Below are 18,361 nucleotides of genomic sequence, written 5' to 3'. Positions count from 1 at the left end.
TCGATTGTTAATGACAATTCTCGTTACTCACTTCTAGAATAAATCCAACCTTATAGACTGTTTTTATTGCTACATATCGCGACCTTTTCAGCATTTTTCTAATCTTACAGATAAATACATCTAAGCTTCGTCCTAGGAAATAGTCGTTTTCTCCCCACAAAGCCATGAGTATTTCTTCACGCCGTAAAACCACGTTTGGTTTATTCGCTAGGAAAGTCCAAAGTTCAAATTCCCGAGGAGAAACAACTTGTTTGGATTTATCACCAAATTCTATCGTATAGAGCTGATCATTGAGCTTAATATCCCCTACATTGATTGGCCGTTGAGAGACCAGAGTATGCTTAACGGTATAATTCTGAAGCTTGAGTGCTAATTCTTCAACATCAAAAGGTTTAGTTATAAAATCATTGCCACCAAGACGCAGCCCTCGTAATTTGTCTGTTTTCGAGAGCCTAGCGGTAAGGAAGAGTACAAATTGTTTTTTATTTAGTTTTGAAATATATTCTACAAACTGAAAACCATCCCAGTTCGGCAATTGGATATCCACAATAAGAATATCAAATTTATCCGTGCGATAGCGGGTTATACCCTGTTCTGCCGATACTGCATGGACAACCTCAAATCCACAGCCCGAAAGATAGTCAATTAGCATGGCTGCCAAATCAAGATCGTCTTCAATCAATAATATATGGCCATATTTTAACATATTTACATATTCATAGTGTTGGTATATAAATAATAAACTTCGTCCCCTGTCCTACAGTCGATTTTACTTCTATCTTCCATCCATGAATACGGATAACTTCATGAACAAAAAATAATCCGAGCCCCAGACCATCGCTCGAAGAATGTAATTTCCCTCGATATCCTTTGGTAAAAATATGCGGAAGTTGGTTCTCGGCAATACCTATTCCATTATCCTGAACAATCAGCAAAAGTTCATTTGCAGCGGAATATTTCAAATGAATATGAATATGTTTCAATTTTTCATTGTTATACTTCAAACCATTTTCCACTAGGTTATTCAACATTGTAACAAACATAAACGGATGCACAAGTACTTTTACCGGTGAAACCTTCTTGTCTATTAGGATGTAAATTTTCGTATATTCCGAAGTTAAAATTACAATATCTTGCCCGAATTGATCTATCAGTACTGAAAGATACCGTTGCTCCAAAATGACCTTTTCCTGATTAAAAACACTTAGATCTATCGCTTTGTTAACAAGCCTATCCAGTCTTTTTATCTGTCGTCCCATTGTTTCAAGTATAGGCGAAATTTTCACTTTTTCTTCATCAGATACTTTCACCGCTATGTTGGATAGGGCAATACGTATTGTTGTCAATGGTGTATTGAATTCATGCGTAACATTATTGATGAAATCAGAAGCCATCTCGGCCATACGTTTCTGTTTCATCCAGTTATTGTAGGTTACCCAATAAAGTCCCACAATTCCGGTAATACAGCAGCCGGATAATAACAATAGCGGAAAAATAGATTTTATTACAGAGTATTTAGTGTTTATGTTACCTACGTATAAAGTAAATGCAACACGATTGGACATCTTATTATTAGCAGCGATGGCCATTGCCGAAACCAAGTTGTCTTTTTCAATGAAATTTGGTTCACCACCAATCCGAATAAAATAATTCTTGGAAAAATCAATTATTGGAATAAAATTCTTGGCATCAAAGGTTACTGATACATCCTTCAATACGAGCGCATAACCAAAATCCTTGCCTAAATGAGTCTCCGCTCGAATCACTTCAAATAAACTGTCTATTGTAGGATTATTCTGAAGCTTGGACAGCAATTGTCCAGCAATACTATCCCTTAATTCATCAAAAGCCTTCCTGTCCTCCTGATGATAGTATTTCAAGCGATTCATATGAGGCATTAAGGTCGAGTCAACAAGCTTTTGTCCCCCAGGAAACATCTTATCATTCAAGATATACCTGTTATACACGACCTTAATATCCTGTTTCTCTTTCTGAAATAGGTGACTACGTTTTATCTCATATGATTGCACGAGCATGAGGTATTGCAAGATCAAAAATAAAAATAAGCAACAGATAGCTATCGTTTTATATACGCCTGATCGCTTCATTTTTTATCCGTGTACCTAATCTCTCTATTTATTTGGTTTGTTACTCATCGTATAGATTAATTCTCCACCATTCATCAAACTCGCATAGGATAATTTTAGATTATCCAGCACTTTACCGTTCCATGTTACGGATTTGACGTACACATTCTTTTCAGACTGATTACGCGCAGTAATGGAGATGCGTTTGCCATTTTCTAGATTGACATTCGCAGATTTCACCAATGGGCTACCGATCCAATAGGCATCCTCACCGGGTGCCACAGGGTAAAATCCCAGTGCAGTAAACAAGTACCAAGCTGACATTTGTCCACAGTCATCGTTTCCACCTAAACCAGCGTGCCCATTGTGATATTGATTCCGTATAATCTGGCGCAATCTTGCCTGCGCCTTCCAAGGGCTTTGGGTAATATTATACAGATAAGCCACATGATGGGATGGTTCATTTCCATGGACATAATTGCCAATAATACCATCCCGTGTTATATCTTCGGTATGCTCAAAATATTTATCCGGCAGTTCCATCGTAAATAACGAATCCAAGTAGGTCTCCAGCTTCTTTTTACCGCCCATAAGTTCCATCATCTCCTTAGGTTGATGCGGCACATATAGACTATAGTTCCACGAATTCCCTTCAATAAATCCCTGTCCATGTGTATCTAGGACATCAAACTGTTCCTTAAACTTTCCTTGGGAGTTTTTTGGCCGCATAAAACCAATTGTCGGGTCATAAAGTGCTCGCCAACTTTCGGCCCGTTTTGAAAAAGTCTGATAGATATCTTCTTTACCCAGCTTCTTTGCCAATTGCGCAATGCACCAATCATCATAAGCATATTCGAGTGTATTGGATACCGAAGTACCTGACACATCATCCGGGACATATCCTTTATCGATATAGGCGCCAATTCCTTCATAATTACGGGCGTTTGCCGTTTGTACACAAGCCCTTAAAGCAGCTTCCGGATCGCCTTTATAGACACCTTTTAATATCGCGTCAACAATGACGGATACGGAATGATAACCGCTCATACACCAATTGTCGTTTGCATAATGCGACCAAATGGGCAGCATTTTCAATACACTCTGATCGTAATGTGCCATCATTGAAGCGACAATGTCTGAATTGCGGGAAGGATTAATTAAGTTCAGCAGCGGATGGAATGCCCTAAACGTATCCCAGAGCGAAAACGAGGTGTAGTTCGTAAATCCCTTAGCCCGATGTATCTCCTGATCCAGTCCCTTATATTCACCATTCTGATCCATATAAATGGTAGGCATTAGACTGGCATGATACATGGCCGTGTAAAAGTTAACCAAGTCTTCCTTGTTTAACATATCCACTTCAATCTTCTGAAGTTCTTTTTCCCAAGCCGATTGCCCTCTACGCACGTAGCCGTCAAAATCCCAGTTCGGTGCTTCCGCTTCCATATTGCTGAGTGCATTTTTCATACTTACAGGGCTTAATGCAACTTTCATCTGGATGGATTCTTGCGCTTTGGTATCGAAATCCAAATGCAACTTGATGTTGTGAGCCGCCAGATCCGGGAAATTATGCTGCTGGTCAAACTTGCGCCAAAAACCATTGTATACGGACTTACCATCTTCATATTTCGCACCATAGTTTTTGAAAGGTTTGGACGTCTTTATCGCAAAATATACGGTACGTGTCCGGGACCATCCATTGGTTTGGCGGTAGCCTACTAAAGTTGAGTCATTTAAAACTTTGACAACCGTCCAGACATTTTTACCATCGTAGTTATAAATTCCAGCCGTTAAATCCACGACAAGATGCGACGCATCAGATTGCGGAAAGGTATAACGATGGATCCCCACACGAGTTGTCGTCGTCAATTCGGCCTTAATCTGATGTTTGTCTAACAAAACACTGTAATAGTTTGGCTCCGCCCGTTCATTTGCATGTGAATAAGGCGACCTATATCCTTCCTGCGGTTTATCCGCTGTTCCCGGATTGAGCTGTACCTTACCTTGAGTTGGCATGATCAAAATATCGCCAAGATCAGAATGGCCGGTACCACTAAAATGGGTATGGCTAAAACCCACAATTGTTGGGTCGCCGTACTGGTAGCCGGCGCAGTACTTATACACGTCGCCATTGTATTGTCCATTTACGGCATACGATAACGTATCTGTATCCGGACTGAGCTGCACTGCCCCAAAAGGAACTGTCGCACCGGGGAAAGTATGGCCCATCCGTGCCGTTCCTATAAGCGGTTTGACATATTGAATTAATTTGGTTTCCTGTGCCCTTAAAAAATAAGGAATACATAGTAAACCGACACAAACTAAACTTCTTACGTTCATCACTTCAGGATTAGATCTTAGGGCTTTGACTATAAGCACTCCATAACTCGTCAATCGTCTTGCCGGTCTGTGCTTTCCAGAAATCATCGGTATATGTTTTATTTCGCATTGCTCCGTCCAATTTTTTAACAAAATCTTTTTTTACATTTTTGTTAATCCAATAAAGGAATCGTGCCGTCGTACGATATGAATCCGTATATTTTTGTTTCTCTGTATAGTCCGGCAATTTCCAATTTGCACCAGCGTTGTCTATTCCTTCGTCAAACCGAACGAAATCTGCTATTCCCTCGGTAATCCACCAAGGGCCGGCTCCATCTGGATAAGCCTGAACAATGTGCATGACTTCATGCGTTACGACATCTATATCGCCCGGATTTTTTGCAAACCACTCCGGACTGTAGCGGACAATTCCACCTGCTGTAGCCGCTACACCCTTATAATCGGGGTCAATGACAAAGGATACCTTTTTTATGGTCTTGTTATTATATTTCTTTGCCAGCTTGGGGTAATTAGTAAAATACGCCGCCACCAATCTATCCTTTAAGGCTGGACTAAACCCCTTGTCTTTATTAATCCAGATCAAGGTGTATCCATTTTTGGTAATGCTATCAACATCCACCGCTGCCTTACGGTCATTTTCGGTATGTTGCCAATTATCCTGTGCCGAAACTGAAAAAGAATACAGCAGACCGACGATGGCCAATGCTTGTTTCAAAAAATTAAAGTTCATAATTAGAGTTATAATTTGCTTATTTTTTCTTCTTTGATTTAGTTGAATTCACATCCCCCTTCAATTCATTCGTCATCGAATATGGAGCCGCGCTTAAGGTAGCCCCTCTATTATAGTTCGGTTTAGCGGCCATATCAAAATTCAGATTTCCACCTTCATGAAGAGCCTTGTGACTCAACCAGTTTTTACCATAATTTGTTCCGTTAAACTGCAAAGTATTCACATAAACATTTTCACCGGAATTCTTAGGCGCATCTATGGTCAATGTCTTGCCATTTTCAAAAGTTAGTATAGCTTTCTTAAATAATGGAGCCCCAAGCACATATTCATCTGTCGCTGGACAAACGGGATAAAAACCTAAAGCCGAAAACACATACCATGCCGATGTTTGACCATTATCCTCGTCACCACAATAACCGTCAGGAGTCGGCTTGTACATCCTGTCCATGACCTGGCGAACCCAATATTGTGTTTTCCAAGGTTGGCCGGCGTAGTTATACAAGTATGGCATATGCTGGATTGGCTGATTACCATGTGCATATTGGCCCATATTGGCAACCTGCATCTCCCGGATTTCGTGGATAATACCACCATAATAACTATCATCAAAATCTGGAGCTTGGACAAATACAGAATCCAACATATTGACAAAAGTTTTTTCGCCACCCATTAAATTGATCAGTCCTTGCACATCGTGGAAAACACTCCAGGAGTAATGCCAGCTATTGCCCTCCGTAAATGCATCTCCCCATTTCAATGGATTGAAAGGAGTTTGGAATTTACCATCCTTATTTTTACCACGCATCAGATTGGTGGAAGGATCGAATAAGTTCTTATAATTCTGAGCTCGCTTAGCATATAAGTCAATTTCGGCCTTAGGACGATTTAATGCTTTTGCCAATTGGTATATGGTGAAGTCATCATAAGCATATTCTAATGTACGGGCAGCATTTTCATTGATTTTAACGTCATAAGGAACATAACCCAGGCTATTGTAATATTCAACACCTTTTCGCCCGACAGCAGTCATTGGTCCCTCATTATTTGCACCATGTTGCAAGGCTTCATACAATTTGTTGATATCATAACCACGCAGACCTTTCATATAAGCATCCGAAACGACCGAAGCGGAGTTGTTACCAACCATGATGTCAGCATATCCCGGGCTGCTCCATTCAGGTAGAAATCCACCTTCAAGATAAGCATTGAGCAGTCCTTCTTGCATTTCTTTATTGATCGATGGGTACATAAAGTTTAAGAAAGGATACAAGGCTCTGAATGTGTCCCAAAAACCTGTCCCGCCGAACAAGTATCCCGGAAGCGTCTTACCGTTATATGGGCTATAATGTACAGGCTGACCTTTTGCATCAATCTCATATAATTTGTTCGGGAAAAATAACGTCCGGTACATAGTCGAGTAAAATGTACGCAATTGATCGATATCATCTCCTTCTACCTTAATTTTACCTAAGGTTGTATTCCAAATCTGGCGACCATCCTCTTTAATTTGATCAAAAGACTTATTGCCGAGTTCGTTTAAGTTCAACAGCGCCTGTTCAGCACTGATAAAAGAGGATGCAACTTTGACTTGAACAGGTTTTGATTTATCCTTGACTTTAAAACCAACAATAGCACCGGTATGGTCACCTTTAATTTGCAGCTGTCCATCTTTCTTTTGCTTTCCTTCCCAAGTCGCAACACTGGCAAAAGGCTGATCGAAGACAAGTACAAAATAATTCTTAAAATTTTCAGGTAAAGGTCCACGCGCATATTTCGAAGAATAGCCAATAATCATATTTTTTTCCGGGATGATCTGCACCTCTGAACCTTTTTCATAAGCATCCAACACGATATAGGCATCATCCGTTTTATTGAAAGAGATTCGAAACATCGCCGCACGTTCAGTTGGCGTCATCTCAGCTGTTACATCGTGATCTGCCAAATAAACGGAATAATAATAAGGCTTCACAATTTCTGCTTTATGCGAAAACCAACTCGCACGTTCGTCCTGATCAAAAACCGGTTTTCCCGTCACCGGCATAATCGAGAAAACACCATAGTCGTTCATCCAGGGAGATGGCTGATGAGTCTGCTTCAATCCGCGGATTTTATCAGCTGTATATTGATACTGCCAACCATCACCATTTTTGCCTGTCTGTGGCGTCCACATATTCATCCCCCATGGCCTCGCTATGGAAGGGTAAGTATTCCCGTTGGAAAGCTCAAATTTGGATTCTGTACCCATCAAAGGATTCACCAGATCCACAGCTTCCATTTGCTGTCCTCTAAACTTCTGAGCCAAAACCGGTTTTGCGCAAAACAAACCCAAGGACAATAATGACCCTAAAAAAACACTTAATGATTTCTTCATTATTTAGGATATATATAAATATTTCTACTAAAACGTATTAGTAAAGATATAAAAAAGATTATTAAATCAAAATAAACGCTATGTTTCCGAAGCGGAGGTCTTAAGATTTTTACAATAGGGCTTTACTTTCTTTGGGGCAAACCCAAAGCGAATTCGCGCTTCAGCTATTCGACTATCTTTTAATCAAGTCGGTCGAAATTACGTATTCTTTAGGACTGGAAACCCCTCGGTCTATTTCTTTTAACAGGACTTTCACACAGGTTTTTGCCAAAGGCTCCAAAGGTTGCCGGATACAGGAGATCTTAGGATTCAAAAGATCAAACAATTCATGATCATCAAAAGAAAACAATGGGAAATCAAAATTCTTTCCTTCCTCTGTCCGAAGCGATTTCAGACCAAGGATACACAGGTAATTGGTGGTAAAAAATAAACCATCCAATTCTATATTTTTTGCCACCCAGTTCTGTAAGGTTGTCATACCCTTCTGCCGCAGGTTCTGATAGGGCAAATGTAATATCCGTGCTTGCATCCCCGTTTCTTCACAAAATTGCAAATAGGCATTTTTACGCGCAAGCATCTGAGGTTGATCCGAATCAATTGTGACTAATCCAAAGTTTTCACATCCAATCGACTGCAAATGTGAACAAGCCTTCAAGCTGCTGTCCCCATTGTCAATATGGACATAATGTGTGGCTACTTCTGGCGAATTTCGGTCAAAAACGACTAAAGGGACTTTATGTTCCAATATCTTTCGCTGGTGTTCTTCCAGATCTACAGTAGGTGCCAGGAGGATGCCTTCGACTTTCTTTTCAAGCATAAAATCAATGATATCCTGCGCATTTTGGGGATCCCCTAATGTACTGCTGTATAGAACGTGGTAATCTTTCTTGCGCAAAAGCTCTTCCACATATAGCGCAAAAGGACCGAAAAACGAATCACCGATATTTTCGACAATCAGTCCGATTGTATTCGAACGGCCTGTGGCGAGGCTCTTTGCCAATGAATTAGGTTTGTACCCAACTTTCTTGACATAGTCCAGTACACGTTTCTCAAGCTCTTTGCTAATACGAGCCTGCTCCGCTTTATGATTAATCACCAACGAAACGGTGGATTTGGATACATTGAGTTCCTGTGCAATTTCTTTAATAGATTTGGCCATAAGAGCATTTCATAAAATTAGGTGAAATTAGAAAATAAAAGAAGAATAAACTCTTATTGAGGCAAATGAATATCAACACAATCGTTTGCGTGAATTAACTGAATACTTTTTTGTTGTTCCCGCTACCTTGCGCAATAACAAATAGCCTTTTTATGATAACAACATTTTAAGTTAGCTAAAGTAGCTTCACTGTCATACGATAACAATACCTAATCTATACTTCAAACCTACTGGAAGCCTATTTCGCCTATGACGAGTTATTGGTTAATTCCTATTAAAAAATATAAATTTTTGTTGAATTTTAATAAAAATACAAAAATGAACACAAAAAACAGCACTACTTTACCAATCTTGTAATGAGAATGTTAATTTTTTTTTAAATTTACTGGCGACTAGCTCCTTATGAAAAACACTGGATCATATCACTACCAAGATCTCCTCCCCCTTGTACAGCAAGGGGATCAGCGTGCTTTTTCGGCATTATATGATTTATTTGCCCCCGATCTTACTTCTTTTATTGCAAAAAAGATCAGCAGCCGCGAAGTAGCCGAAGATATCCTGCATGACCTCTTTATTTCCGTATGGAAAAATAGAGCGTTAATTGAAAAAATAGAGTCTCTTCCAGCATATCTATTTAGTTCTTGCCGGTATTTAGTCCTTGCCCATTACCGCAAAGAGATGAAACTAAAGATTACCCAAAACGTTGAACATCTTGAGTTTGCAGATCAATCCATAAACATCGAAGATCGACTCTATTACCGTTATATTATCGATATAGTTGCCAAAGAAGTAGAAAATCTTCCTCATAAATGTCGGGAAGTATTCAAATTGAGCAGGGAATATTATATGAGTAACAAAGAGATTGCTATAAAATTGGAAATCAGCGAATCCACGGTGGAAAAACATATTAACAAAGCCATCCGACATCTACGTACAGCAACAAGCCATCTTTTCCACTTTATTTTATTCTTTTAGTTATCAGTAATCGTCGATTTCAATAAAAAATTTTTTTTTTACTTTCTGAGTAGAAGCTCCTCTTCATTTACATCACTTGTAATATAACCAACCAGTATAAGTTGCGATTTATGAAGCAAGTGAAAGAATTATATAGATTGATAAGCAGTTTTCTGAGCCGAGCCGAAAATATTGAGGAACGTAAACAGCTTTTTGATTGGTTTGATCAGCAATCGGCCGATCAAATACCCGAAGAACAGCTTTCAGACATCCAACAAAATGTCAGAAATCGTTTGCTCACTGAAATTGGCGTAGTAGAAAAAAAATCCAGTACCATAAAATACATACGGATTATCAGTGCAGCCGCTGCGGTATTGATCATCGGTTTTTTAAGCTATATATACTGGCCAGCAGCAGAGCATATAGCATCCAATAAATTATTGGCTTCCATTCCTCCAGGAAGTGAAAAAGCAATTATCACGCTGGCCGACGGGAAGCAGATCAATCTAGATGAATTATCATTAAATCAAAGTATCCAGGTCGGAGAAACAATTCTAACAAAAGATGCCAAGGGGAAAGTCAGTTATAGAAACGCCTCTACTGGGAAAATTACTACCCAACAAAATACTTTAAAAACGCCCAAAGGAGCTACCTACGATATTGTACTGGCAGACGGTACATTAGTAAGCCTCAATGCTGATTCAAAATTGACTTATCCATCTGCTTTTGCATACGGCGACCGTATCGTTGAATTGGAGGGAGAGGCCTATTTCCAAGTTCAGAAAACGAAGGATCACAGGGGGTTCATTGTAAAAACTGGAAATCAACAGATCAAAGTATTGGGGACAAAATTCAATATCAATGCTTACTCAGGAGATGCTGGAATTCGTACAAGTCTAGAAGAAGGGGCTGTTATTGTTTCCCAACAGAACAGTGCTGTTAAATTAATACCTAACCAGCAAGCATTTGCTAAGGACGGGAAACTCCAGTCGAAGACTATCAATATTGATCAGGTGCTTAGTTGGAAAAGTGGCCAATTTTACTTTGATGGCACCAATACAGAGGAGGTATTTAACGAGATTGCCCGATGGTATGACATCGACATCACTTACAACAAGCAAGGAAACGCGGCTCAATATAGTGGGAAAATTCCACGGAATTTGAGTCTAGAAAAGCTCATTGCACTTTTGAATTACGCGGACATTAAGACCAAGGCAATTGTAGGGAAGAACAATAGAATCAACTTAATCATTACATAACCAAACGTATTAACAAAATGAAAAGTATAAAATCTCCTCCCTAACAAAAGTTCGTTAATATCAATTAAAGACGGATCCTGTTGGCGCAGAACCCGTCCAACTTAATTGGTATTAAAGTATCGTCTAACTTCTAAATTATTAACACGTTAAAACCAAACGAATTTAATGAAATTTACCTTAACTCCGTTCACAAAGAAGGAGAAAGATTTTCATTCGACCAATTTGAACGCTAACCTGGCGTCCGATATTTGGCGAATTTATGAAAAACAAAAGCCTCTTTTTGCGCGCCCATTATCCAGATCTCTCATGAGGATCAACTTAATCACCCTACTACTAGGTCTAGGTTTGTCGCAAGTAGATGCAAATACCTATGCCCAACAGATTAACTTAAAAAAGCAGAAATCGAGCCTTGAATCGATCTTGAAAAACCTCGAAAAACAAAGTGGTTATTCGTTCTTTTACAAGAAAAATGAGATCAACCAAATCATCGACTTGACGACTGAAATCAAGGATATTCCCTTCAAACAGGCGCTAAATGTAATCCTGAATAAAGCAAATCTGTCTTACGACTTTTTTGATAAAACTGTAGTTGTCAAAAAGAATACCGAGCGGCGCCAACATCTTACCATGGTAACACCGCAAGCTGAAAGAATCGTCTTGACGATACAGCAGCAATACGTTAAAGGAAGAGTCATCGACAACGAAGGCAAACCCATTTCAGGTGCATCCATTCGACTCAAAGAAGATGCACGAAAAGGGGTAATAAGTCTGCCCGATGGGAGCTTTGCATTACCAATATCTTCACTAAACGAAATTCTGGTTATAACTTCCTTAGGCTACGAAAGACAGGAAATTAAAGCGAGTTTAAATCAGGAGAAGATGATAGTTCGCTTAAAAAAACAAGAAAATGCCCTTGAAGAAGCAGTTGTCTCTACAGGTATTTTTAAGAAGGAAGACAAAAGTTTTACGGGAGCATCACGGACGATTACCACAAAAGAATTGCGACAATATGGCGCTCGGAACCTCGTTACCTCATTACGTAATATCGATCCCTCGTTTAACATCATTGAGAATAATCTTTTTGGTAATGACCCTAATCGACTTCCTGAAATTCAGATGCGTGGTAATTCCAGCATCCCTAATGTAAATGAAATTCAAAGCGAATCTGCAAGTCAACTCAACACGCCATTGATTGTTTTAGATGGTTTCCAGACTTCTTTACAAGCATTGATTGATATTAATGAGAATGATGTTGCCTCCATTACACTTTTAAAAGATGCCGCAGCTACAGCGCTCTATGGTTCCCGGGGGGCTAACGGCGTCATTGTCATCACCACGAAACTTCCCAGACCAGGCAAATTACGTTTAAGTTTTGGCTCGGAGTTAAAAGTAGAAAATGCAGACCTATCCGCTTACCACCTTCTTAATGCAAGAGACAAACTGGAGCTAGAACGTATTACCGGAATTTATAATTCGCCGAACGCAAGTACAGACACTCCGAATAAGCGTTACTATAATTTTCTGTTAAATGAAGTAAATAGTGGTGTAGAAACAGATTGGATGGCCATCCCATTGCGTACTTCCTATGCTTTGAGAAGCAACTTAAGACTGGAAGGCGGGGATAGCCAATTCCGATATTCAGCTGGCATTCAAAATAACAACACAGCCGGTGTAATGAAAGGTTCGTCAAGAAATACGTTGAACGGATCAATTACCTTATCGTATACCTACAAGAATTTAATATTCAGAAATTATTTAAACATCAATAACATTAAAAATCAGCAGTCGCCTTACGGATCATTCAGTGATTATTTTAACCTCAATCCGTATTGGCGCCCTTATGATCAAGATGGAAATGTCAATAAAGTATTGGGTGATCCGGGTACAACTGATTATTCAAATATATGGACAACCCTTCCGACAAACCCCTTGTATAATGCGAGCTTAAAAACATTTGACAAAGGCGAACAAACAGACATTACCAATCAAACGGCTGTCGAATGGTCTATTCAGGAAGGCTTACGATTAATTGGCAAGTTTAGCTTTACCAAATCGGATAAACAGTCCGATGCATTTAAGCCGGCAGAACATACTGACTTTGCCAATTATACTGGAGTTGATGTCTTTAGAAAAGGTGCTTATTGGATTGGTCTCAATCGGGGAATGAAATACGAGGGAGCTTTAAACCTATCCTACAGCAAGAAAATAAAAGAAAAACATCAGATTTTTGTCGGAACTGAGGCAAATATTTTTCAGGATAACACCTCGCAACTGACAAACGCAGCAGAAGGGTTCCCAAATAGTGATCTTGATTTTCCATCGATGGCATTGCAATATATGAAGGATGGAAAACCTTCAGGAAAAGAGTATTATTATCGCACCGTAGGTTTCGTTGGAAATGCCAATTATAACTATGACAACCGTTATTTTATTGACGGAACATTCCGTATGGATGGCTCATCACAATTTGGCGCCAACAAGCGTTTTGCGCCTTTCTGGTCTGCAGGTCTTGGCTGGAATTTACATGAAGAAAAATTCTTTAAAAAGAATGAAGTCGTCAACCGTCTTAAATTACGCGGCTCAGTAGGAACATCCGGATCGACCAAGTTTAATACTTATCAAGCATTAACGACCTATAGTTACTACACTTCGGATAGGTACTACAACTGGTTAGGAGCCTATGTATTGGGCTTAGGAAATCCAGATCTAAAATGGCAGCAAGTGCTCAAATACAATATCGGAACCGATATTGACCTTTTCGATCGGTATCTAACGCTGCAAGCCAACTATTATATTGAAAACACCAATGATCTAGTTTCGTCCGTTAATACCCCCGCATCAACAGGTGTCGATTACTACACCGCCAACATTGGAAAATTAAGAAATAAAGGATTCGAGTTATATGCAACAGTTTATCTGATGAAAAAGCCGACTGGCCTAACCTGGTCAGTCTCTGGTTCAGTATTGCATAACAAAAATAAGGTATTGGAAACTTCACAAGCTTTAAAAAATGCTCAAAAAACACTCCAGGGAGATCTTTACAATGCCAACAAGATGTACATCGAGGGATATTCCAGCAATGCAATTTGGGTTGTGCCCTCGCTTGGAATAGATCCGAGCACTGGCAAAGAGCTTTATCTCGCCGCCGACGGAACGCCAACTTACACCTGGGCCTCAAAAGATGTTACTGCTGTCGGAAACACCGATCCCAAAGTTTGGGGTAATTTCAATACGATGTTACGCTACAAAGGATTTACGTTTACCGCGTCGTTAGGATATCGTTTTGGAGGGCAAGCTTACAATAGAACCCTGGCTGAAAGAGTCGAAACCAGTAGTTACAAATATAATGTTGATGAACGTGTCTATACTGGCAGATGGCAAAATCCCGGCGATTATGCGCCATTCAAAGGGCTCTTAAATACAAATCCAACCTATAAAACATCCCGGTTTGTCCAAGATGAAAACACCATATATGCAAGAAGTTTTAATTTCCAATATGATTTTCGTTACATGAACTGGGTCAAGAAAATCGGCTTCGAAAATGTCAACATAGGCTTGGACGTATCTGATCCATTTATCATTTCCAGTATCCGTCAAGAACGGGGAACAAATTATCCTTTTTCAAGGCAGGTTACTTTTAGTCTTAACGCAACATTTTAACAAAATGAAAAAACATATTATAATAGCAAGTCTCGTAGGATCCTTATTTTTGAGCTCATGCAATAAATTTTTGGATGTCTTACCACGGACGCAAATACCCGCCGATAAGTTATTCGACTCTGAGCAAGGTTTTAAAGATGCATTGGCAGGTGTTTACATTTCTGCAAAAAGCAAAACAGCCTATGGTCAGGCACTAACTTTTGGAACAATAGAAAGTCTACTCTCAAGCTGGGATGTGACCCCAAATACCGTGGAACAACAGTTGGGACTTTTCAACTATGCTGATAATCGGGTAATTGATCAATTCAATGCTATATTTGCCCAGCAATATGTAACAATCGCAGCAATAAACTCCATATTGCAGAATCTCGAATCCAATAAATCTGTTTTTAAGAACCAAGGGATATACCAAGTAATCAAAGCAGAATGTCTAGGTCTCCGCGCTTATATACATTTTGACCTCATGCGGCTTTATGGCCCCATACCGACAGAACCTGCAACTGGAAATCAGCTCGCGTATGTAACCGAATTCAACAGAGAAATTCATCAGCATATTTCTTATGACGAATATAAAAGCAAAATTTTCACAGATCTGAAACTGGCAGAAGAACTTATCAAAGAGTTTGACCCTATGCTTACCTATTCCATGAATGATGTCAGAAATCCAAATGGCGCTGGCAGCAACTACAAACCACTAGATGACTTCATGTCCTATAGAAACATGCGCTTCAATTATTATGCAATGAAGGCGTTGGAATCTCGCGCAAGCCTATGGTATGGAGAGAAAGAAAATGCATATAGAGCAGCAAAGGAAGTTATCGATGCAAAAGACACAAACGGAGATTCTAAGTTTAAATTGGCAACCGGAAAAGAGTATACAGCAACCAATTACATCCTTACTTCTGAGCACATATTCGGACTCTACGCCTTTGATTTAGCAAAAACCTATACCGATAACTTTGGCAATGCGACATATCGCAAAGGGACTTCCACAACAACCATTACCAATCAACTATATGGTAATACTGGAACTGATTTTAGAGAATCATCGCTTTGGAATATGATTACATTGTCAAATGGTTCCAAGTATAATGTGATTAGAAAGTTTTGGGTTACTGCAGACAATGTAACCGTTTTAACAGATTACAAACAACTTCCAATGATACGTACGAGTGAGCTTTATCTGATTTTGGCAGAAACAGCACCTTTCACCGAAGGCTTGGAGTATCTGAAAACCTTTAGAGCAAACCGAAATATATCAGGACTGGCCATACCCGGGGACGTACCAACATTGCAGAACGAGATTATTAAGGAATACCGAAAGGAATTCTATGGAGAAGGACAAGCTTTTTACGCTTACAAAAGACTAAATATACCAAAACCGCAAATATTGTTTGCTCCCTCAAATGCAGTGGTCAATTACCTCTTGCCCATGCCAACAGTTGAATCAATTAATTAATCACCGCTATGAAACCATATTTTTTACTCTTTATAGTTGGTATTGTATGCATCTCGTTCAATAGCTGCAAAAAAGACCAATATTATATATTTGATGATATTCCACGATTACAGTTTGGGCCTCCAATTTCGAACCTTAAACTTAATGAATATACAGATTCGCTAAAATCTGAAACATTCTTTTATGAAGCACAGGATATACATCAAGACACCGTGTATTTTGATATCTATACCGTCGGTGAAACATCTAAAAAAGACCGGAAATATCAGCTTCAACAAATAAACCTACCCGGAGTGGAAAATGCTGTCCCAGGAAAACACTTCATTTCTTTTGATGACCCAAATGTTGCTAACCTCTACGTTATCAAACCCGACTCTGTACACGCAAGAGTACCTGTCGTAATTTTAAGAGATGGGGAATTAAAAAGCAAAACGGTTAATTTAGGTATTTCCATTGTCGCTAACGAAAACTTTAATATTGGTGAACCCACCAAATCTTGGCGAAAACTACAATTTACCGATCGCCTCAGCCAACCCAATGCTTGGACAACCTCCTACTCTACCTATTATTTCGGAGCATATAGTGTTAGAAAACATGAATTCATGATTGAGGTTACGGGTCAGCGATGGGATCAAAATTTTATAGCTACCCTCCCATTAGATCAAATGAGCTATTATAAATCTGTACTTGGAATGGCTGTGATAGATTACAACAAGCAACATCCCAATGCCCCTTTACGTGCAGAAAATGGCGATCTCATTACCTTTCCTAATTAAACACGATCTATGAAAAAGATAAATATTTACATACTACTGCTTGGCTGTCTATCTATTTTGTCCTGTTCAAAAGATAAAAGTAACTATGATTACAGCGAAACTGAGCATATTGATATCGAAGGAATTGAGTCAAAATATGCTGTCATTTCTCTAAAAGATACCTTAAAAATTTTTCCAACTGCAAAATCGAATAAAGAAGGTGAATTAGAATATCGTTGGGGATTTTACGAAACCAATGTTCAAGGAAGAGCTGAACCAATGGATACCATCGCCCGCAGTCAGAACCTAAGCTATTTTATCACTGAGGACGCTAAAGACTGGATCGCAGTCTGTATCGTTAAAAACAAAAAAACAGGTTATAGCGAGTATAAAACCGCCACTATAACCGTTAGTACACAGTTTACGCGAGGCTGGTATGTTTTAAAAGATGATGGTAACAATTCAGATTTGGATCTCTACCTAACCCCACAAAATAATCTGGTAAATGGAAAAATCGAAAATGTTTACAGTACAGCAAATAATCAAAAGATCGAAGGAAAAGGTAATTTTATTAGCTTCTCCTCCAGTTACAAAAGTAATATCCTCAATCCTTCTTCCTATTCAAATACCCGAGCATTATTCCTCTCTACCGATAAAGATATTCAAACGGTGAATGTCAATAATTTAAAAAAAATTAGAGATAGACAGAATCTATTCTTGGGAGGTGCACAACAGATTACGGGTAATACCGGAGCTTTTATGGGCAGCACGGCTAATTATGTTCTCAATAATGGACAATTATACAATATCTATGCAATGAGTGCCAATACAGGTCAATTTGGCAATAAAGCTATGATAGATGGGAATAACAGCAGTTATGAGCTGTCTAAATATATGATCTCAAGTGGTAGCAATGATCCCATTTTATTTGACAATTTAGGAGGAAATTTTACAACACTCGGTAACGGTTATGGATCCACCATGACCATATTTTCAAATGATGCTGCCAATGATATTAGCACCTCAAATAACAATCAGAAAGCACTGTTTCTGGGAATGAAGTCCAATGTTTATTTACCTGCTCCCGATTATTACTATAAAACTGTTGGTTACGCAATATTACAGGACAAAACTGACCCCGCTCTAAAATCACTTTGTGCGTTAGAGAAAAAACAATATATATTATCCATAAAAAAAGAGGCAATTGATCCCTCATCCAAATTATATAATGCCAGCCTGTATACATTGCTCTTGGATGATGAAAACCTAATGTACTTTGTTAATAATAATCAATTATACAGTAGAAATTTAAGTAATGGTTTTGAACAACTACAGTTTACAGCTCCAGGTGACGAACAAGTTACTTTTATCAAACATTTAAAATATTCAGAATCGGGGTATGCTTTCAACTTTGTCATCGTCGGAACAAAAATTGGATCGAACTATAAAATCAGAATGTTTACAAAAAACTCAGGAAATCTAGACGCCAATCCAATCCAAACACTTGAGGGAGGCGGCATTGCACGAGCAATAATCTATATTGCTCCCACCGTCTCTGACTATACTTATCCATCATCCTATTAGCTC

12 protein-coding genes are annotated in these 18,361 nt (G+C 39.0%); 6 read left to right on the top strand and 6 right to left on the bottom strand.

All coding sequences use genetic code 11. The features are described 5' to 3' along the window. Positions 1-7 precede the first annotated feature (7 nt). The 6 genes from G6053_RS01960 to G6053_RS01935 form a co-directional block, all read right to left on the bottom strand. Positions 8-706, bottom strand: a complete 699-nt coding sequence (locus G6053_RS01960) for a response regulator transcription factor (protein ID WP_108636341.1) — start codon at positions 704-706, stop codon at positions 8-10. 10 nt (positions 707-716) lie between these two features. After that, positions 717-2,108 carry a HAMP domain-containing sensor histidine kinase gene (locus G6053_RS01955; RefSeq protein ID WP_108636342.1) on the bottom strand — a complete coding sequence of 464 codons (1,392 nt, stop codon included), beginning with the start codon at positions 2,106-2,108 and terminating at the stop codon, positions 717-719. Positions 2,109-2,132: 24 nt separating this feature from the next. After that, entirely contained in the window at positions 2,133-4,427 is a 2,295-nt protein-coding gene (locus G6053_RS01950; RefSeq protein WP_108636343.1) for a GH92 family glycosyl hydrolase, read from the bottom strand. 10 nt (positions 4,428-4,437) lie between these two features. After that, positions 4,438-5,157 (bottom strand): basic secretory protein-like protein, encoded by a 720-nt coding sequence (locus G6053_RS01945; RefSeq protein WP_108636344.1) that lies wholly within the window; start codon positions 5,155-5,157, stop codon positions 4,438-4,440. Positions 5,158-5,176: 19 nt separating this feature from the next. Continuing rightward, positions 5,177-7,528 (bottom strand): GH92 family glycosyl hydrolase, encoded by a 2,352-nt coding sequence (locus tag G6053_RS01940; protein ID WP_165305417.1) that lies wholly within the window; start codon positions 7,526-7,528, stop codon positions 5,177-5,179. Between the two features lie 172 nt (positions 7,529-7,700). Further along, complete coding sequence (locus G6053_RS01935) at positions 7,701-8,687, bottom strand: LacI family DNA-binding transcriptional regulator (RefSeq protein WP_108636346.1); 987 nt, start codon at positions 8,685-8,687, stop codon at positions 7,701-7,703. Positions 8,688-9,089: 402 nt separating this feature from the next. On the opposite strand from G6053_RS01935, the gene G6053_RS01930 reads away from it, so the two are divergent. The 6 genes from G6053_RS01930 to G6053_RS01905 all read left to right on the top strand — a co-directional run bounded on the left by G6053_RS01930 (position 9,090) and on the right by G6053_RS01905 (position 18,358). Next, a complete protein-coding gene (locus G6053_RS01930; RefSeq protein ID WP_108636347.1) occupies positions 9,090-9,662 on the top strand; it encodes an RNA polymerase sigma-70 factor in 573 nt (190 codons plus the stop codon). 110 nt (positions 9,663-9,772) lie between these two features. Further along, positions 9,773-10,900, top strand: a complete 1,128-nt coding sequence (locus G6053_RS01925; RefSeq protein WP_165305416.1) for a FecR family protein — start codon at positions 9,773-9,775, stop codon at positions 10,898-10,900. A 165-nt stretch (positions 10,901-11,065) separates the two neighbouring features. After that, the gene (locus G6053_RS01920; RefSeq protein WP_165305415.1) at positions 11,066-14,560 is read left to right on the top strand and encodes a SusC/RagA family TonB-linked outer membrane protein; all 3,495 of its coding nucleotides are present in this window, start codon (positions 11,066-11,068) and stop codon (positions 14,558-14,560) included. Between the two features lie 4 nt (positions 14,561-14,564). Then, positions 14,565-16,019 carry a RagB/SusD family nutrient uptake outer membrane protein gene (locus G6053_RS01915; RefSeq protein ID WP_165305414.1) on the top strand — a complete coding sequence of 485 codons (1,455 nt, stop codon included), beginning with the start codon at positions 14,565-14,567 and terminating at the stop codon, positions 16,017-16,019. 8 nt (positions 16,020-16,027) lie between these two features. Beyond that, positions 16,028-16,795: a DUF4843 domain-containing protein gene (locus G6053_RS01910; RefSeq protein ID WP_165305413.1), complete on the top strand. Its 768-nt coding sequence runs from the start codon at positions 16,028-16,030 to the stop codon at positions 16,793-16,795. A gap of 9 nt (positions 16,796-16,804) precedes the next feature. Next, the gene (locus G6053_RS01905; RefSeq protein ID WP_165305412.1) at positions 16,805-18,358 is read left to right on the top strand and encodes a PKD-like family lipoprotein; all 1,554 of its coding nucleotides are present in this window, start codon (positions 16,805-16,807) and stop codon (positions 18,356-18,358) included. Positions 18,359-18,361: the final 3 nt, after the last annotated feature.

The sequence above is a fragment of the Sphingobacterium sp. DR205 genome, from assembly GCF_011064245.1.
GTDB lineage: Bacteria > Bacteroidota > Bacteroidia > Sphingobacteriales > Sphingobacteriaceae > Sphingobacterium > Sphingobacterium athyrii.
The sequence above is the reverse complement of the archived record's forward strand: the minus strand, read 5'-3'. Positions and strand labels throughout refer to the sequence as shown.